Below are 18357 nucleotides of genomic sequence, written 5' to 3' on the forward strand. Positions count from 1 at the left end.
AACAAAGCAATTGAAGACGAAGCAAACAAAGTAAAAGGTGACATTGAAAATGATCCGACATTAAGTCCTGATGAAAAAGCAGAACAAAAAGTTAAAGTTGAACAGGCAGCAGAAAAAGCTAAGGATCAAATAGCAAAAGCAGATAATGCCCAAGCTATTTTAGATGCGAAAGATCTAGGTATAGAAGATATCCTAGCACAGCATAAATCTAATAGTACGATTTATGATCCTAATCCTGCTATAAATCAGATTCTTAATGAAAAATCTAAAGCAATTTATGAAGTAAAAGATTATTCAAATAGTGATTTTTATATTAATAAAATCAAACAAGCAACAACATTTAATGACATAAGAAGTATTCTAGAAGAAAGTAGAAATCAATCTGAAACAAAAGAAGTACATTATGTTCCGGGATATGGTGTTCAACAATGGACTTTGACTAATGATGGTTCTTTTGTTCAAAGTAATGGGACATTTATTGCTAATAATACAAAGTTAAAAGTATATGATAAGAAAAATGTTGATGGAATTGAATATGCTAGAATTAACTCAAAAGATAGTAACGAATGGATTCAAGTTCAATATTTAGAATCTGGTAATTATCAACCTGTTCATTATGTTCCAGGATACGGTGTTCGTATTTGGAGTTTGAACAATAATGGGTCAACTATTATAGACGGTAAGGATGCCTTTATTCCAGATGGAACAACCATTAAAACTTTAGGAAATGAAAAAGTAATCAATGGAGATGTCTACGTTCAGATTGGAAGTTCAAGTGAAAATAGATGGATTCAGAAGAAATATTTACAATCTCCAGCATTAAAAGAAGTCGACTATGTTAAAGGATATGGTATTCAAAATTGGTCTATTGATAAAGAAGGAAAGGCTCAAGCAATTTTCGGTAATTACACACCTAGTCAATCCTTTATTACTACTTTCGATACCATGATTTCAGAAGGAATATCTTATACCAGAATTGGTTCTATAGATGCTAATGTTTGGGTTCAAACAAAATATTTAATTTAGACTTAAAGATAATTAAAAGCCCTTCAAAGTGTTCACACTTTGAAGGGCTTTTTTTAATGGATTAAATTAGTAAAAATTTTTGAACTGTGCAAATATTTCATTGAATACTTGCTGTGTAAAAATTGGTGTTTGATGCAAGATAAAATCAATTAGGGGTGTTTGGCTTGCTTGACTCATAAACCAATCGACTTTTAAAATGTTGAGCATTGAAACAATCACAAATACCAATACATAGCCGATAATAAAGTTGAAAGCCATTCCAATTAAACTATCAATCAGTTTGATTGGTGCAAAATTTGTAATTGGTGAAGTGATAACTTTTAGTGAGATAATAATCAAGTAACCAATAATTAAAATAGCAAAGAACGCAACAAAACGTGCGATCAATATTTTTGAAATATCAACACTTGTTTGAATATCTTGATGATAGATGAATTGAAAAACAATCTGTCCAATTGGCGCTTGCAAAAAAAGGGCTAAAACAAACGTCACAATCTTACCTACATAAGAGAGTAACCGATTGGTAAATCCCTTTTTGTACCCATTGTAAATTTTTGAAATTAAATAGATAAGAATAATAAAACTTAAAATCATTAGAAAACTCCTTAATTCTGTTGGTTAAATTGCCAACAAACTCTAATTTTTGAGCGAAAAACTGCTGTATTAATGTTATGATTAAAGATATAGCTTTACACAATTTTACCACAAAATACAAATTAAATAATTTATGGAGGAACTATGAATCCAGAACAATTTGTCAATGAATTAAAACAAAATGGATTCGATTTGACACAAACGCAAATCGAACAATTTCACCATTACTTCAAAAAATTAGTCGAGGTTAATGAATCCGTTAATCTAACTGCAATAACAGCCGAAGAAGACGTTTATTTAAAACACTTTTTTGATTCAATTACACCACTTATTCATTTTAAAGATTATTTTCAAGGGTCTAAAAAGCTAGCTGATATCGGTGCTGGTGCAGGATTTCCTTCTATTCCGATAAAAATCTTGCAACCGGATTTACAAGTCACAATAGTTGATTCTTTAAATAAGCGATTAAAATTTTTGAGCGATTTAGTGGATGAATTAGGACTTGAGAATGTCTCATTAGTTCATGGTCGTGCTGAAGATATTGGTCGCGATAAAAATCATCGTGAAAAATATGATTTAGTAACGGCACGTGCGGTAGCAAGATTGAACGTTTTAAGTGAGTACTGTTTACCATTTGTGAAACCAAATGGTTACATGGTAGCATTAAAAGGCTCAAGTAGCTTAGATGAAATTTCAGAATCAAAAAGAGCTTTAGATTTGTTAAAAGGTAAGTTGATTGCTAACTTAGAAATTAACTTACCAGCAAGTAACGAACCAAGAGCGCTTACTTTAATTGAAAAAGTTGGCCAAATACCTAAAGCTTACCCAAGAAAAGCAGGGACACCAACTAGAAAACCTTTATAGGAGCATGATCATGGGTATTTCTTTTTTTAGGAAAAAAAAACAGCAACAAAAAGAACCAGAAAAGCAAAACAAAAAATATGTTGAGCATTTACACGTAGCTGATATTAATTCAAACTCCTTTCAACCTTATGAAGAGTTTGATCAAGTAATGCTAGAAGAATTAGCCAACACGATGCAAAGGTATGGATTGCTTCAACCAATCGTAGTTAGACAGTTAGCCGAAAATGATTATGAGGTTATTGCAGGAGAACATCGCATTCGAGCTGCTAAATTACTTGAATGGGAAAAAATTCCGGCTATAGTTGATGAATTTGATGATTTTCAATCTGCAACGTTGTCGATTATAGGTAATTTTCAAACAGAGCCGTTAAATCCAATTGAAGAAGCAAAATCTTATCAGCGTTTGTTAGACAAGTATGATTTGACACAGATTAAGTTGGCTAATTACCTAGGTAAAACACAATCGTATATTTCTGCAAAACTGTCATTGTTAAGAGTTTCACTAGAGATTCAAGACTATGTCATCAGTCAAAAGTTAACACAAAATCATGCTAGGACTTTGCTTAGTTTGGACGAAAGTCAACAAAAACAATTGGCACAAACAATTATGGAAGACAATCTAACTGTTGAACAATCAAGACAATTAGTGAAAGACTTTTTAGATCATCCACAACAAGCAACTAATTTGTACAGTAAAGCGAAAAAGAATGTTCAACTCAAAACAGCCAGAAATCTAAAAGTACCAATCAATACAATTAAGAAAACGATTAATCTGGTAGAACAAACTGGAACAAAAGTCCGATACGAAGAGTTTGAAGATTCTGGTAACTACAAAATTGTCATTGAATTAGATAAGGGGTAAGGTGATTATTTTTTATGGCGCATATTATATCAGTTGCTAATCAAAAAGGCGGTGTTGGTAAAACAACAACAACCGTCAACTTAGGCGCAAGTTTAGCAGATGAAAACCAGCGAGTTTTAATAGTTGATACTGATCCACAAGGGAATGCAACAAGTGGACTAGGTATCTCACCGGCGGATGTTGAACAAGATGTATACGATGTATTAATTAATGAAGTATCTCTTATAGATACCATTCATCAAACCTCTCATAAAAACCTTGATTTAGTACCCGCCACTATTCAGTTAGCAGGTGCAGAGACAGAATTAATCTCACTAATGGCACGAGAAACTCGGTTGAAAAATGGGATTGATGAGGTTGTTGATAAATACGATTACATTTTGATTGATTGTCCACCTTCTCTAGGACAGTTATCAATCAATGCTTTTACAGCCAGTCATACTATTTTAATACCAGTTCAAAGTGAGTATTATGCTTTAGAAGGATTGAGTCAGTTACTCAATACCATTCGTTTGGTTCAAAAACACTTTAACAAAGCATTAGGTGTTGAAGGGGTATTGATGACAATGTATGATGCACGTACCAATTTAGGTGCTGAAGTTATTCAAGAAGTGAAAACATACTTTGGTGATAAAGTTTATAACACAATTATTCCAAGGATTGCACGTTTAGCTGAAGCACCAAGTTATGGTAAGGCTATTATTGATTATGATAAACGATCACGTGGAACGCTGGTTTATCAAGAATTAGCAAAGGAAGTGCTTTCAGCCAATGAAGGATAAGAGGCAATCTGGATTAGGGCGCGGAATCGATGCTATTTTTTCTGATTTTGACAATGCTGACTCAAACGAAAATGTGGAAGAAATCAAACTCGAAAACATTAGACCTAATCCTTATCAACCTAGAAAAACATTTGATCAAGTTGCTCTAAAGGAACTTGCAGAATCGATCGCCTTGAATGGCGTTTTTCAACCCATTATCGTTAGAAAAAGTGTTAGTGGTTATGATTTAGTTGCAGGTGAAAGACGTTTGCGTGCTAGTAAATTAGCAAAAAAAGAAACAATCCCTGCAATTGTTCGCCAACTTGACGAAAACCAAATGATGGAAATAGCGGTACTTGAAAACTTACAGCGTGAAAACCTAACGCCACTTGAAGAAGCACAGGCTTATCAAACTTTGCAAAACGATTTAAAATTAACACAAGGTGAAATGTCTAAACGATTAGGAAAAAGTCGCCCTTATATCGCAAACTATTTGAGATTGCTAGCCTTACCTGTTGCAACTAAGCAGCTTTTACAGTCTGAAAAGATTTCAATGGGACAAGCTAGAACTCTACTTGGATTAAAAGATAAGAAGAAAATTGATTTGTTAGCAAAAAAAGCGGCTAGTGAAGGATTAACCGTTCGTCGCTTAGAAAAATTAGTTCAGCAACTTAATGAGCAAAGCCAAAAAACCCAAAAATCTTCTGTTGCTAAAAAATCACCATTTGTTATTTCAAGTGAGAAAAAACTTGAAGATAAATTCGGCTCGCAAGTTATGATTAAATCAGATAAAAGTGGTCGAGGTAAAATTCAAATTGACTACTTGTCAACAGAAGATTTAAATCGAATTTTGGACATTTTAGATATTTCAATTGATTAACTATAGGTGGTATATATGTTTGAATTAGGCGATTTAGTGATAATGAAAAAGTCACATGCATGTGGTCAAAATCGATTCGAAGTGATTCGATTAGGTGCAGATATTAAAATTTGTTGTATGGGGTGTGGTCATATTATTATGATGCCTCGCCGCGATTTTTCAAAACGTTTGAAAAAAATTGCAACCAAACAACCCGATGTTAAAATTGAACAGGAATCACATTATGTGACACTTGATCAATTACAAAAACCAAAAATATAGAAGGAGAATTTTTATTCATGGCATTAACAGCAGGAATCGTAGGTTTACCCAACGTTGGTAAATCAACACTTTTTAACGCAATTACAAAAGCAGGAGCGGAAATGGCAAACTACCCATTTGCGACAATTGACCCAAATGTTGGGATGGTTGAAGTTCCTGATGACCGATTAAACCGTATTACCGATTTAATTCCAGCCAAAAAAATTATTAAAACAACTTTTGAATTTACCGATATCGCCGGACTTGTAAAAGGTGCAAGCAAAGGTGAAGGTTTAGGTAATAAATTCTTAGAAAATATCCGCCAAGTGGATGCGATTGTTCACGTTGTGCGTGCATTTGATGATGACAACATTACGAGTGTTACCGGTAAAGTGGATCCAATCGAAGACATTGAAACTATTAATTTAGAGTTAAGTTTATCTGATTTGGATAGTGTAACTAAGCGTTTTAGTAAAGTTGAAAAAGTTGCCCGTACAAAAGATAAAGATGCGTTAGCTGAACTGGAAGTTCTAAACAAAATTAAACCAGTTCTTGAAGAAGGTGGATCTGTTCGATCAATCGAATTCACTGAAGAAGAACAAAAAATCGTTAAAGGGCTTTTCTTATTAACTTCAAAACCAATTATTTATGTAGGAAATATTGCTGAAGAAAATATGGCTAACCCTGAAGATGTTGAATATTTCAAACTAATAAAAGAGTATGCAAACAATGAAGGTGCCGATGCTTTGGCAATTTCTGCTAAAACTGAAGAAGAAATTGCAACATTAGATGAAGATGAACGTCAAGAATTTTTAGAAGCTGAAGGTGTGACTGAATCTGGTTTAGACCGTCTAATTAAAGCTGCTTACTACTTGCTAGGTCTACAAACTTTCTTTACAGCCGGTGAAAAAGAAACTCGTGCTTGGACATTTAAAAAAGGTATGAAAGCGCCACAAGTTGCCGGTGTTATTCACTCAGATTTTGAACGTGGATTTATCCGTGCCGAGGTTGTCGCTTTTGATGACTTGGATAAATATGAATCGATGCAAAAAGTTAAAGAAGCAGGACGTATGCGTCTGGAAGGTAAAGAATATATTGTTGAAGATGGCGATATTATCGAATTTAGATTTAATGTCTAATCAAATATAAGGAGCGATTTCTGTTGGCACAATCTCAAAAAGAAGAATCAAAAACAGTTGATTTTAAAGCGTTAAGAGCTGAACTAACAAAACGTAATGAAGAATATATCTATCGCGTGGAAAAGTTTTTGCAAGCACAAAAATTAACTTCGAATCAAGCACAAGAAAAAGTGAACGAACATTTAGAAGAAATTGTTCAAGAACAACGAAAAGGGAGACCAGCTAATAAAGTTTATGGTCCTGCCAGTCAATTTGCGCACCAATTGTTAAACAAGAAATTAAAACCAGAAGGCGCAACTTACGCTGATTATCCTTACTGGCAATTAGCAGTTGATTCAGGTTTGTTTTACGCAGTAATGTTTTCTGTTTTACTTGGAATTATGACTTTATTTACATCAAACCGACCTGCTTCTAGTCAATTTGGCGTTTTGAGTGTCTTGGCAATTGCCTTACTATTTGGAATTATGATGCCTTACTATAATATTGTCATGCAAAAACCAAAATCCGATCGACCAAAGTGGTGGAAATTGTTAATCTACTTCTTAATTGTTATTGTCATTTACATGGGGATAACTACCGTGACAATGAGCTTGCCATCTGTCGTTAACCCTAGCCTATCAGGTGTTGGATTTATAATTTTAGCAGTGGTGCTATTTGCCATCCGTTATGGATTTAGAAAATATTACAATATCAAATATAGTCCCCTTAATCCAACTAATGCGGGAAGAAGATAACATGCTAATGCATGTTATTTTTTTGTCTATTAAATTAAAAAATTAAGTAAGCCTAATTTTTTATGTACAAACGCCTAACAAAAGAGTATTATAATTTCTAGATGAGATTTAAATTTTCAAGGAGGAGCTTAAAATGAGCAAAGAAGAAAGTGGACGGGACAATATGACTAAAGAGGAGACTAAACTGTTTCATTATGCAGATGGTCCTTCACTTGAAGAAATTAACGGAACGGTGGCAGTACCAAAAAAAGGTGGATTTTGGAAAACGCTTTTTGCTTTTAGTGGGCCAGGTGCCCTAGTTGCTGTTGGCTATATGGATCCAGGTAACTGGGTAACGTCAATTGCTGGGGGAGCTCAGTATCAATATACTTTGCTAAGTGTTATCTTGATATCAAGTTTGATTGCAATGCTATTACAAGCGATGTCTGCAAGACTTGGAATCGCTAGTGGTCTTGATTTAGCACAAGCAACTGCTAAACATTCGCCTAAATGGTTACGATACACCCTTTGGATTATCACAGAGCTTGCGATTATGGCAACAGATATTGCTGAAATCGTTGGTGCTGCAATTGCACTTAAATTGTTGTTCAATTTACCATTGATTGTCGGTATATTTTTGACGACATTAGACGTTATGTTGTTATTATTATTGATGAAATTAGGTTTTCGAAAAATTGAAGCGATTGTAGGAGCTTTAATTGTTTCGATTTTAGTTATCTTTCTTTATGAAGTCATTTTGGCCAGACCTGATGTTGGTGCAATGTTTGCAGGATACATTCCTCAACCAGAAGTTGTCACAAACAAAGGTGCTTTCTATATCGCATTAGGTATCGTTGGGGCAACAGTAATGCCACATAACTTGTACTTACACTCTTCGATTGCACAAGCTAGACAATATGATCGCAATGATATTGAAGAAAAAAAACGTGCAATTAAGTTTACAGTGCTAGATTCAAACATTCAATTATCAGTAGCTTTTGTAGTTAATACTTTGTTATTGCTATTGGGTGCAGCTCTCTTCTATGGTGCACAAACAGACTTGGGTACTTTCTCTGAATTATATAATGCGCTCCAAAATCCTCAGGTTGCGGGTGTGATTGCTAGTCCAATTTTGAGTGTATTGTTTGCGGTAGCCTTGCTAGCTTCTGGGCAAAACTCAACGATTACCGGAACATTATCTGGACAAATCGTGATGGAAGGTTTTATTCACTTAAAGATGCCAATGTGGGCTAGACGTGTGATTACTCGATTGATTTCAGTTATTCCTGTTTTGATTTTTGCCATTATTTATCACAGTAATGAAGCTAAAATTGAGGACTTATTAGTCTTTTCACAAGTGTTTTTAAGTATTGCACTACCTGTTTCAATCATTCCATTAGTGATGTTTACAGCTAATAAGAAAATTATGGGGCCTTTTGTGAATAAAAAATGGGTTACCATTACTTCTAGTTTAGTTGCAATTATTCTAACCGGATTAAATATATTCTTGATTTTACAAACATTAGGTTGGGTACAATAATAACAACCAAAAGTGGACAACAGCCTATGTTGTCCGCTTTTTTATTTTAGTTTTTCTTTTGTTTTAGGGTGATTGATTGATAGGGGAAACCAAACTAGTATATAATGAACTAATAATGAGTGATTAAGTAATAAATAGTGAGGTATACATATGAAGAAAGCAAATAAGTTAAAAATAGGGGTTTTTGTTTTTTTATTTAGTCTATTAGTTGTTTATATAGGGTTTGGTTCATACTATAGTAGTCGATTCTTACCAGGAACAACTGTTTATGGCCAATCAGTTGGTCAATTAACAAAAGAACAAGCTGAGGTTAAGTTGATAAACAGACTAAATGAAACCACTTACATGTTACGTGATGGGGATAAAGTGGTTGGCCAGTTTACTGGAAAAGATATTGGATTAAAAGTTGATTACAATAGTGATTTAACAGCACGTATGACACAGCAAAATCCATGGTTATTCAAAACTAGCCAAACAGTGAATGCAACACAAAATCAAGGATTCGATGAAGCATCAGCTAAAAGCTACTTATCAAATCTTTTGAATAAAGAAAATCAAAGTCGTACGGAATCAAAAGATGCAAGTATTCAGAGAACTGGCAACCAAGGTTTTCAACTTGTATCTGAAACACAAGGTAATCAATTCAATGTTGATAGTGTGATGAGTTATATATTTGAAAACATTCAGTCTGGTAATCAAAATATCCAGTTAAATAATCAGTATATTAAACCAGCTGTAACTTCTGATAACGCAGATTTACAAAATAATTTAAAGACATTAAACAATGTTGCCAATGTTTCGGGATCTTATACAATTGGTAATAATACAGAAGTAGTTTCAAATAGTCTGGTACTATCATGGGTTGATTTCAAAGATAATAAAATTAATTTTGATGAAACAGCAATGAGAACCTATTTGAGAAGTCTAAGTCAAAAATATAGTACAGTGAATAAGTCAAGAATCTTTAAAACAACGTCAGGTGCGGTCGTGACGGTTCCTGCAGGAACATATGGTTGGAGCATTAATACTGAATCAGAATTGAGCCAATTAAAGCAAGATATTTTGAACGGTAATAAATTTTCAAGACAACCTAAAATTTCGGGTTCTGGCTATAACACGAGTGGTACTGACATTGGCGATACTTATGTTGAAGTCAGTGTTGCGTCACAAAAACTTTGGATTTATAAACAGGGACAACTTGTTTTAACAACAGATGTCGTAACGGGACTTCCGGGTCAAGATACACCAAGAGGTGTCTGGGCTGTTTGGTCAAAACAACAAAATGCTGTACTTAGAGGTCTTAATAATGATGGGACATCATATGCTTCACCGGTTAATTATTGGATGCCTATTGATAACACGGGTGTTGGGTTACATGACGCTAATTGGCAACCTAAGTTTGGTGGCACTTGGTATCAAACTCATGGCTCCCACGGCTGTATCAATATTTCACCAAGTGTGATGCCCAAAGTTTATGCAGATGTAGCTATGGGAACACCTGTTGTAATTTACTAAAAATGAAAAGAGGTCTAAAAAGTGAAAATTTTAGTCGTTGATGATGATAAAGAAATTGTAGAATTACTTAGTATCTACTTAAAGAATGAAGGTTATGAGCCTGTTGCAGCACATAATGGCCAAGAGGCGGTATCAAAATTAAGTACCTTATCTTCTGAAATCGGATTAATGATTTTAGATATTATGATGCCTAACATGAACGGGATTGACGTAATTAAACAAGTTAGACGTGATTCAGATATCCCAATTATTGTTGTTTCAGCAAAAACAGCGGATATGGATAAAATTAAAGGCTTGATTACTGGTGCAGATGACTATGTCTCAAAACCGTTCAATCCACTTGAAGTTATGGCACGTGTACGATCGTTGTTACGTCGTAGTGAAAAGAAAGTTGCATCGACTGAACCAGCCATTTTGAAAGTAGGTCCGCTTGAAATCAATAAAGATTCACACGAAGTGAAGACACAAGCTGATAAAAAAATTCAGTTAACGGCTTTAGAGTTCGGGATTTTGCACTTATTAGCTACTCATCCAAACCGTGTTTTTTCAGCTAATGAGATTTTTGAAAAAGTCTGGCGCCAAGAAAGTGTTGTTTCAGCAAAAACGGTTATGGTCCATGTTAGTCACTTACGAGATAAAATTGAAGAAGCAACAAATGGTGAAAAAGTAATTGAAACGGTTTGGGGAGTCGGCTATAAAGTGGAGGTTTAATATGACTAAACCAAAAGTTCAGTTAACACCAAAAGAAAAAAGTGAACTTTTTGTTGAAGGTGTTGTCACAGTAGTTTTGCTGTTGTTACTGAATTTATCGATTGCAATCTTAATCAATTCAGCAATTATCAATCATACTAATTTGAGTGAGCTATTGAAGAATGCGATTTTATTTCGTTATAACTTTGACAGCTTACCTATTCAGGTTTTTTTGATTAGTTTTATGATTGTTTTAGATATCATTGTACTTTATTGGCGACTTCTCAGACGATATCGTCAAATGCAAATGCGTCATGTGATTTCTGAACTGCATTATATTGCACAAGGTCACTTTGATCATCGAATTAACTTTGTAGTCGAAAATGACCTTCAACGAATGGTTGATAGTATCAATTCACTAGTCGATAGTACCGTAAGTGCAATGAATGAAGAACGTGCTATAAAAAAGAGAAATGAAGAACTAATTACAAACGTTAGTCATGATATCAGAACCCCACTGACTTCGATAATTGGGTATTTGGGTCTCTTGCAAACAATGGATTTTAAAGACGAAAATATCCAACACTATATGAATATCGCCTATATTAAATCTCAACAGATGAAGGTTTTAGCTGATGATTTATTTGATTATACGACAGTTCATGAGCGTCAAGTTAATATTAACCCTAATAATTTTATTGTAGATGATATGTTAAATCAGTTAGCTGCCAGTTTTGAATTAGAGGCAAAAGAAAAAGGTATCAAAATTGAGGTTGAGGTTTCGCCAACTCGTATTGAAATGAACGCAGATAATGAAAAGTTAGGTCGCGTTTTTAATAATCTGATTAGCAATGCTTTGAAATATGGTAAAAAAGCAACATTGATCAAATTGACAGCCAAAAAGCAAAATAATCAAATAGAGTTTACTGTACAAAACAATGGTCAAAAAATACCAAAATCGTCTTTAAATCGTTTGTTTGAAAGATTTTATAGGGTAGAAAATTCGCGTTCGACTAAGACTGGTGGGAGTGGATTAGGTCTTGCTATTTCTAAAGAAATTATTACATTACACCACGGTCAAATTTTTGCAAAATCGAATTCTAAGTTGACAAAGTTTGTAATTGAAATGCCCCTGTATTTTACGGAGAAAAATTGAAGGTAGGAAAGAGTTTATGAAAACTAAAACTCAAAAAATAACGATAATGACAATAATAACACTTTTATTGTCGTTTTTTACTGCACCAATATTAGGTATACAATCTGATAGAGTATATGCAGCACAAACTAGTGCTCAGCCAAAAGTAGATGCTAAGTCTGCTTTAGCAGTAGATTCTGAAACTGGTAAAATTTTATTTAATCAAGATTCTACACAAGTGTTGCCAATCGCTTCAATGACTAAGATGTTGACACTTTATATTGTTCGCGATCAAATCAAGAATGGTAAATTGTCGTTTGATGACCAAATTACTGTTCCAAAAGATATTGCAGATTGGACAAAAGATACTCGTTTATCTAATATTCCGCTAACTGCAGGTGAAAAATATAGTGTTAAAGAACTTTATGAATCAGGTTGGATTTATTCATCCAATGCCGCAGCGATGTTGTTGGCTAACAAAGTAGCAGGATCGCAAAAAGATTTTGTTGAGATGATGAACAAACAATTAGCTCAATGGAACGTTCGTGATGCTAAGATCATTAATGTGAGTGGATTATCTAATTCGGATATTCCTGAAAAATATCGTTTGCCTGGAATTAGTAATAACGTTGAAAATGAAATGTCAGCCCAGAGTTTAGCTAGAATTGCTCAACACGTTGTTGTTGATTATCCAGATACGATAGATATCACAAAGAATTCTTCTCAAATGTTTGCCTCAGGACGAACCGATTCATACAAAATGACAAGTTTTAATCGTATGTTGCCAGGTATGCCGGATAATTATGCTGATTTACCGGTTGATGGCCTAAAAACAGGAACAACTGATGCTGCAGGTGAATGTTTTGTTGGAACTGCTGAAAAAAATGGGTACCGTGTTATTACGATTGTGATGCACGCCAACGGTGATGAAAATGATAAAGGAAAACGATTTAAAGTAACAGCAGACATAATGCATAATGTGTTTCAGACTTATACTAAAGTGAAAGTTTATGATGCAAATCAAGAAATCACAACACCATTAAAATTAAACTATGCTAAAGCGCCTGAGGTAGCTCTACAAACTGCAGCTCCTGTAGTTGTATTCAAAAATTCTACTGACGAAACACCAAAAACTTCTATTGAAATGACTGTCAAAGACAATGAACTAAATAGTGTTAACAAGGGTCAACAAGTCGGTCATATTTTAATTAATGATGATGGATTAGGCTATTTGGATACTAAAAGTGGTGAAATTTCAATTGTGACTAAAAATTCAGTTGATGAAATGAACTTTTTTGAAAAAATTTGGCATGCAATCTCATCATTTTTCAGTAGTTTGTTTGGAAAATAATTACAAATATTATCAGTATTAGTTATAATTGAGTAAATTAACAAGTTAAGGGGTCTATCATATGACACTATCATTACAAACCAGTATTTTAATATTAAAAGAACATCATCTACTTAAGAGCAGTGCTGTTCAAGACTTAGTTCCAATGGAATTTAAAAGTGTAAGCTACGATTCACGTAATGTGGATGTTGATTCCTTATTTTTCATTAAAGGTGAAAAGTTCAGACCTACTTATCTGACAACTGCGCGTGAAAACGGCGCAATTGCTTATGTTGCTGAACAGCCACATATCGAAGGTAATGGTATGCACGCACTGATTGTCCGAGACGTTCAAAAAGCAATGGCCCTACTTTCTGCAGCATTCTTTAATTATCCACAAGATGACTTATTTGTTGTAGGAATTACTGGAACCAAAGGAAAAACGACGTCTTCTTATTTTTTAAAGGGAATTTTAGATCAACAAAATAACAATAAAACAGCTTTGTTTTCGACAGTTGATCGTATCGTTGGATCAAAACCAGAAGATACATTTAAGTCAGATTTAACGACACCAGAATCACTAGATTTATTCCGCGACATGAGAAGATCAGTTGACAACGGGATGAGTCACTTGGTAATGGAAGTATCTTCTCAAGCATATAAAAAAAGTCGAGTATTTGGGCTGACCTATGATTTAGGAATTTTCTTAAACATTACACCTGATCATATCGGAGCTAATGAACATCCTAACTTTGATGATTATTTACATTGTAAATTACAATTATTAGTGAACTCTCGCAAAGTCATAATTAATGCAGAGACAGAACACTTTGATGAAATTTACTTAGCTGCTAAAACGACAACTAATCCAGACAGTATTTTCACCTATGGACGCCAAAATTTTGACTTAAATAGTTGTTTTTATCAAAAACCAATCAGTGTTCAGTTTGAAAATATCGAGTTTGATATGGCAAAATCACAGTTTAAAATGACAACAACACAGCCTGAACTCAATATTTCTGGTGATTATCAATTGAGTTTGATTGGTGATTTCAATGAAAGTAATGCTACTGCAGCAATAATTGCGGGTAATCTTGTTGGGGTCAATCAATCAAAAATTGCAAAAGGCATTTCAACTGTTCAAATTCCAGGAAGAATGCAAGTTTTAAAACTTAAAAACGGTGCTAATGTAATCATTGATTATGCTCATAATTTAGCAAGTATGCGTGCATTATTATCATTTTTAAAAACTGAATTTAATAATCCTAAAATGACAGTTGTTGTTGGAAGTCCTGGAGATAAGGGTGTTTCTAGAAGAAAAGATTTTGCCACTGCACTAAATGAATTTGCCAGCCAAGTTTATTTAACAACTGATGATCCCGGATTTGAAAATCCAAAGGATATTGCAACTGAAATCGATGAACAATTGAATCATGATCAATTAACAATAGAAATCGAATTAGATCGTAAGTTAGCAATTAAAAAAGCTATAAATGCTAGCCAAACAAATGAAGTTATTATTTTAGCGGGTAAGGGAAACGATGCTTATCAAAAAGTAAAAGGGATTGACACCCCCTATGAGACTGATCAAGTGATTGCAAAATCTGTTATTGAAGCGCAGGGATTTAAATAATGAAGGAATTTTTTAGTATATTAGGCGGTATGGGTACGATTGCCACTGAAAGTTATATCCGTTTAATTAATCATCGTGTGAAAATTAAGCGAGATCAAGATTATCTGAATTATATTCTAGTCAATCATGCGACAGTACCCGATCGAACATCTCATATTTTAAATCCTGATAAGTGTGAGAGCTTTTTGCCTTATTTAATTGATGATATCAAACAGCAAAATAAATTAGATCCTGATTTTATTGTGATGGTTTGCAATACTGCACATTATTTTTATGAAGAGTTACAAAAAAATAGCCAAGCACCTATTTTACACATGCCACGAATTGCAATTAAGAAAATGACTGAACAATACCCTAATGAGGACAAAGTTGGTTTAATTGCAACCAGAGGAACGATTGCAGATGGTATTTATAAAAATGAAATTGAAAAAGTTGACAAAGAAGTTGTTTTAGGTGGATCTGAGATTCAAGATTTAGTTGATGAACTAATCTACCAAAATATCAAAGAAAAAGGAATTGTTGATGTTACCTTGTATCATCGAATTCTTGAATTAATGCATGATAATTATGGTGTAAATGTCGTCGTACTAGGTTGTACGGAATTATCTTTAGCACAAGAAAAGGGAGATAATCATCCATATCATGTAATTGATGCGCAAAGTATTATTGCTGATGTCACGATTGAATTGGCAACTCAGATTCGTCAAGGACAAGATAAAAATCAAATTATTAAGCACTATCAAGAAGTCTAGATAAATCAGTCTAGGCTTTTTTTGAAACCAATCTTTTGCATTATCGTCCAAAACTTTTTATGCTAGTATTACAGTATTATACGATTTAGGAGTGTGAAATTTTGAAAGTTTATACAATTACAGTTAACCCATCATTGGATTACGTGGTATCACTTGACTTGCTTCATCTAGGTGAAGTCAATCGTGCACAAGAAGCTAAGTTATTTGCTGGTGGAAAAGGAATTAATGTTTCTCAAGTATTAACGCAACTAGATGTTGATAATTGTGCCCTTGGGTTTATCGGAGGATCAACCGGTCAAGAATTATTACAACAATTAAATCAAAAGAAAATTAAAAGTGACTTTACGACAATTATTGAAAAAACTAGAATTAACGTTAAAGTTAAGGCTAATCAGGAAACAGAACTTAATGCCAGTGGTCCTAAAATTAGTATGCAAGAACAACATACTTTTAAGACAAAATTAACGCAACTAACGCCAGATGATATCGTTGTTATGTCGGGAAGTTTAGCTAAAGGATTACCAGATGATTTTTACTTCCAACTAATTGATTTAGTTAACGAACAGGGTAGTCAATTTGTACTTGATACAAGTGGTCAAAGCTTGTTAGATTGTTTAGCTAAAAAACCGTTAATGGTCAAACCTAATCATCATGAATTAGCTGATATTTTCAACACGACCCTAACAACCCAAGCAGAAATCATTGCACACGGACAAAAACTCCAAAAGATGGGTGCCCAAAATGTGATTGTTTCAATGGCCGGAGAGGGTGCTTATTTGATTACAGAAGATGCTGTTTATTATGCTAAACCTCTAGCAGGAGAAGTTATTAATTCAGTTGGAGCTGGTGACTCAATGGTAGCTGGGTTTGTTGGGACTTATAGTCAGACACAAGATACAGTGGCAGCTTTTAAAATGGGGGTTGCTTGTGGTAGTGCAACGGCATTTACAGAAGATATTGCAACAGAGCCACAGATTAATCAACAATTAAAGCGTGTCGAAATAATCGAGATTTAGTTCTCGATTTTTTGTTTTTATATAGGCATTTTGTTAATATTGTGATAAAGTGTTATATCGTAATAGTTACTATTTAAATCAACCGAGGTGTTTAAGTAAATGAATATTATAACCGTTAAAGACTTGTCCGTTGCTTTTGAGGGACAAGCTGTCTTTGAAGAGTTATCTTTTAAGTTAAAAGAAGGATCCACAACTAGTTTGATTGGGCAAAATGGTGTAGGTAAAACAACTTTAATTAGAGTACTAATGAAGATGTTACAACCGACAACCGGTCAAGTGACTTATTCAAAAAAAGCTAATGGTGATCCGATTAAGGTGGGTTATGTTCCACAGTTTCGAAATATTGATAAGGATTACCCACTGTCCGTTAAAAACTTCATTCAGCTGAACGCCGGTTTATTTAAAAGTAAAGCGTATAAGCAAAGTGTACATAATATTATTCAAGAAACTAATCTAGCAGGCATTCAAAATTCATCAATGGGCGAGCTATCGGGTGGAGAAAAACAGCGGGCTTATTTAGCACAAGCTTTAATTGATAACCCCGATTTTATTATCTTAGATGAGTCAACGGCTAGTTTAGATCCTAATGCTAAATTAAGTTTAATGAATTTGGTTAAGCAGCTTAATAAAAAACGAAACATCACTGTTTTATTTGCAACACATGATATTGAGTTGGCTAAAGAATTTACGGAGGATTATATTTTTATGCAGCCAGGAAGTTATGAAACTGGTAAAATCAAAGATTTCGATGAAAGTCGGGTGGGACGTTAATGTTTGCTTATGAATTTATGCGGAATGCCTTTTTTGCTAGTACTTTTATTGCAATTGTGAGTGGAATTATTGGTGTTTTTGTTATTGCTCGTCAGTTGAGTTTTTTGGCTCATACGTTATCTGAAATTGGTTTTGCAGGAGCCTCATTTGCAGTTTTTATGGGTATTTCTCCCTTGTTAGGGATGTTGTTATTTACCTTATTGAGTTCAGTTAGTGTTGGGACTTTAAGCTTAAAATCTTCAAAGCGTGAAACTGCTATCAGTGTAGTATCAGCTTTCTTTACAGGGCTAGGAATCTTATTCTTATCTTTATCAAATGCTAGTTCAAGATATGCGACAAATATTTTATTTGGGAGTATTATCAGCATTGATCAACAAGGTGTTTTTCAATTAATTGGATTATCAGTTATCGTATTGATTTCTGTTTTTGTTTTATATCGCTGGTTAGCATTTGACTCATTTGATACTATAGGTGCAGATGCCCAAAGATTACCTACATTTTTGATTTCAATTTTATTTCTAGTACTACTTGCTATGAGCGTCAGTGTCGGTGCTCAAGTTGTAGGATCGTTATTAGTTTTTATTTTGATTACATTACCGGCTTCAACTGCTAAATATCTTGGTAAATCAGTTCTAGCAATGATTGCTTGGTCTGTTGGATTAGCATTACTAGGTGTGTGGGGTGGCTTATATCTAAGTTACATTACTAACTGGCCAGTAACTTTCTTCATTTCATCAATTGAAGTGGCTATTTATATTATTGTTTACCTATTCAAAAGAAAAGCATAAAAGAAATATCTCCATTGTTTTTTGATGATAATAGTATCATCTCATCATTTTTTGTGTTATACTACGTATGTAATCGAATTTGAAACGTGAGCTGTAGTGTTATACATA

At 33.9% G+C, this 18357-nt stretch carries 19 protein-coding genes; 18 read left to right on the forward strand and 1 reads right to left on the reverse strand.

The features are described 5' to 3' along the window. The coding region (locus FC86_RS00085) for a DUF1542 domain-containing protein (protein WP_156403300.1) at nucleotides 1-1026 on the forward strand (1026 nt) is incomplete at its 5' end. Between the two features lie 66 nt (nucleotides 1027-1092). On the opposite strand, the gene FC86_RS00090 is transcribed toward FC86_RS00085, so the two are convergent. Next, entirely contained in the window at nucleotides 1093-1620 is a 528-nt protein-coding gene (locus tag FC86_RS00090) for a CvpA family protein (protein ID WP_056973998.1), read from the reverse strand. 144 nt (nucleotides 1621-1764) lie between these two features. Between FC86_RS00090 and rsmG the strand changes: the two genes are divergently transcribed. From rsmG to FC86_RS00175, 17 genes are all read left to right on the forward strand, one after another. After that, nucleotides 1765-2484, forward strand: a complete 720-nt coding sequence (rsmG, locus tag FC86_RS00095; protein WP_056973999.1) for a 16S rRNA (guanine(527)-N(7))-methyltransferase RsmG — start codon at nucleotides 1765-1767, stop codon at nucleotides 2482-2484. A 10-nt stretch (nucleotides 2485-2494) separates the two neighbouring features. Next, a complete protein-coding gene (locus tag FC86_RS00100; RefSeq protein ID WP_056974000.1) occupies nucleotides 2495-3346 on the forward strand; it encodes a ParB/RepB/Spo0J family partition protein in 852 nt (283 codons plus the stop codon). Between the two features lie 14 nt (nucleotides 3347-3360). Continuing rightward, nucleotides 3361-4128, forward strand: a complete 768-nt coding sequence (locus FC86_RS00105) for a ParA family protein (RefSeq protein ID WP_056974001.1) — start codon at nucleotides 3361-3363, stop codon at nucleotides 4126-4128. Then, complete coding sequence (locus FC86_RS00110; RefSeq protein WP_056974002.1) at nucleotides 4118-4987, forward strand: ParB/RepB/Spo0J family partition protein; 870 nt, start codon at nucleotides 4118-4120, stop codon at nucleotides 4985-4987. The genes FC86_RS00105 and FC86_RS00110 overlap by 11 nt, the downstream gene beginning before the upstream one ends. Before the next feature lie 15 nt (nucleotides 4988-5002). Beyond that, entirely contained in the window at nucleotides 5003-5248 is a 246-nt protein-coding gene (locus FC86_RS00115; RefSeq protein WP_056974003.1) for a DUF951 domain-containing protein, read from the forward strand. A gap of 17 nt (nucleotides 5249-5265) precedes the next feature. Next, on the forward strand, nucleotides 5266-6366 hold the full coding sequence (ychF, locus tag FC86_RS00120; RefSeq protein ID WP_056974004.1) for a redox-regulated ATPase YchF: 1101 nt from the start codon (nucleotides 5266-5268) through the stop codon (nucleotides 6364-6366). A 23-nt stretch (nucleotides 6367-6389) separates the two neighbouring features. Further along, the gene (locus FC86_RS00125; RefSeq protein WP_056974005.1) at nucleotides 6390-7100 is read left to right on the forward strand and encodes a DUF1129 family protein; all 711 of its coding nucleotides are present in this window, start codon (nucleotides 6390-6392) and stop codon (nucleotides 7098-7100) included. A 133-nt stretch (nucleotides 7101-7233) separates the two neighbouring features. Next, entirely contained in the window at nucleotides 7234-8619 is a 1386-nt protein-coding gene (locus FC86_RS00130) for an Nramp family divalent metal transporter (RefSeq protein ID WP_420835993.1), read from the forward strand. 150 nt (nucleotides 8620-8769) lie between these two features. Continuing rightward, nucleotides 8770-10134 carry a L,D-transpeptidase family protein gene (locus FC86_RS00135; RefSeq protein ID WP_056974006.1) on the forward strand — a complete coding sequence of 455 codons (1365 nt, stop codon included), beginning with the start codon at nucleotides 8770-8772 and terminating at the stop codon, nucleotides 10132-10134. 21 nt (nucleotides 10135-10155) lie between these two features. Further along, nucleotides 10156-10845 (forward strand): response regulator transcription factor, encoded by a 690-nt coding sequence (locus FC86_RS00140; RefSeq protein WP_056974007.1) that lies wholly within the window; start codon nucleotides 10156-10158, stop codon nucleotides 10843-10845. Between the two features lies 1 nt (nucleotide 10846). Next, nucleotides 10847-11980, forward strand: a complete 1134-nt coding sequence (locus FC86_RS00145) for a sensor histidine kinase (protein WP_056974008.1) — start codon at nucleotides 10847-10849, stop codon at nucleotides 11978-11980. 16 nt (nucleotides 11981-11996) lie between these two features. After that, nucleotides 11997-13310 (forward strand): D-alanyl-D-alanine carboxypeptidase family protein, encoded by a 1314-nt coding sequence (locus FC86_RS00150; RefSeq protein ID WP_056974009.1) that lies wholly within the window; start codon nucleotides 11997-11999, stop codon nucleotides 13308-13310. Between the two features lie 61 nt (nucleotides 13311-13371). Continuing rightward, nucleotides 13372-14922, forward strand: a complete 1551-nt coding sequence (locus tag FC86_RS00155; RefSeq protein ID WP_056974010.1) for a UDP-N-acetylmuramoyl-L-alanyl-D-glutamate--2,6-diaminopimelate ligase — start codon at nucleotides 13372-13374, stop codon at nucleotides 14920-14922. Then, a complete protein-coding gene (locus FC86_RS00160) occupies nucleotides 14922-15674 on the forward strand; it encodes an aspartate/glutamate racemase family protein (RefSeq protein WP_056974011.1) in 753 nt (250 codons plus the stop codon). The genes FC86_RS00155 and FC86_RS00160 overlap by 1 nt, the downstream gene beginning before the upstream one ends. A gap of 101 nt (nucleotides 15675-15775) precedes the next feature. Further along, the gene (pfkB, locus tag FC86_RS00165) at nucleotides 15776-16690 is read left to right on the forward strand and encodes a 1-phosphofructokinase (protein WP_056974012.1); all 915 of its coding nucleotides are present in this window, start codon (nucleotides 15776-15778) and stop codon (nucleotides 16688-16690) included. A 99-nt stretch (nucleotides 16691-16789) separates the two neighbouring features. Further along, entirely contained in the window at nucleotides 16790-17461 is a 672-nt protein-coding gene (locus tag FC86_RS00170) for a metal ABC transporter ATP-binding protein (RefSeq protein ID WP_056974013.1), read from the forward strand. Further along, on the forward strand, nucleotides 17461-18249 hold the full coding sequence (locus FC86_RS00175) for a metal ABC transporter permease (protein WP_056974014.1): 789 nt from the start codon (nucleotides 17461-17463) through the stop codon (nucleotides 18247-18249). The genes FC86_RS00170 and FC86_RS00175 overlap by 1 nt, the downstream gene beginning before the upstream one ends. Nucleotides 18250-18357 lie beyond the last annotated feature (108 nt).

This window comes from Holzapfeliella floricola DSM 23037 = JCM 16512, assembly GCF_001436605.1.
In the GTDB taxonomy this organism is placed as follows: domain Bacteria; phylum Bacillota; class Bacilli; order Lactobacillales; family Lactobacillaceae; genus Holzapfeliella; species Holzapfeliella floricola.

Coding starts and splice junctions, on each gene's coding strand:
- FC86_RS00090 (WP_056973998.1), bottom strand. CDS start 1,620: ATGATTTTAAGTTTTATTATTCTTATCTATTTAATTTCAAAAATTTAC.
- rsmG (WP_056973999.1), top strand. CDS start 1,765: ATGAATCCAGAACAATTTGTCAATGAATTAAAACAAAATGGATTCGAT.
- FC86_RS00100 (WP_056974000.1), top strand. CDS start 2,495: ATGGGTATTTCTTTTTTTAGGAAAAAAAAACAGCAACAAAAAGAACCA.
- FC86_RS00105 (WP_056974001.1), top strand. CDS start 3,361: ATGGCGCATATTATATCAGTTGCTAATCAAAAAGGCGGTGTTGGTAAA.
- FC86_RS00110 (WP_056974002.1), top strand. CDS start 4,118: ATGAAGGATAAGAGGCAATCTGGATTAGGGCGCGGAATCGATGCTATT.
- FC86_RS00115 (WP_056974003.1), top strand. CDS start 5,003: ATGTTTGAATTAGGCGATTTAGTGATAATGAAAAAGTCACATGCATGT.
- ychF (WP_056974004.1), top strand. CDS start 5,266: ATGGCATTAACAGCAGGAATCGTAGGTTTACCCAACGTTGGTAAATCA.
- FC86_RS00130 (WP_420835993.1), top strand. CDS start 7,234: ATGAGCAAAGAAGAAAGTGGACGGGACAATATGACTAAAGAGGAGACT.
- FC86_RS00135 (WP_056974006.1), top strand. CDS start 8,770: ATGAAGAAAGCAAATAAGTTAAAAATAGGGGTTTTTGTTTTTTTATTT.
- FC86_RS00145 (WP_056974008.1), top strand. CDS start 10,847: ATGACTAAACCAAAAGTTCAGTTAACACCAAAAGAAAAAAGTGAACTT.
- FC86_RS00150 (WP_056974009.1), top strand. CDS start 11,997: ATGAAAACTAAAACTCAAAAAATAACGATAATGACAATAATAACACTT.
- FC86_RS00155 (WP_056974010.1), top strand. CDS start 13,372: ATGACACTATCATTACAAACCAGTATTTTAATATTAAAAGAACATCAT.
- FC86_RS00160 (WP_056974011.1), top strand. CDS start 14,922: ATGAAGGAATTTTTTAGTATATTAGGCGGTATGGGTACGATTGCCACT.
- FC86_RS00170 (WP_056974013.1), top strand. CDS start 16,790: ATGAATATTATAACCGTTAAAGACTTGTCCGTTGCTTTTGAGGGACAA.
- FC86_RS00175 (WP_056974014.1), top strand. CDS start 17,461: ATGTTTGCTTATGAATTTATGCGGAATGCCTTTTTTGCTAGTACTTTT.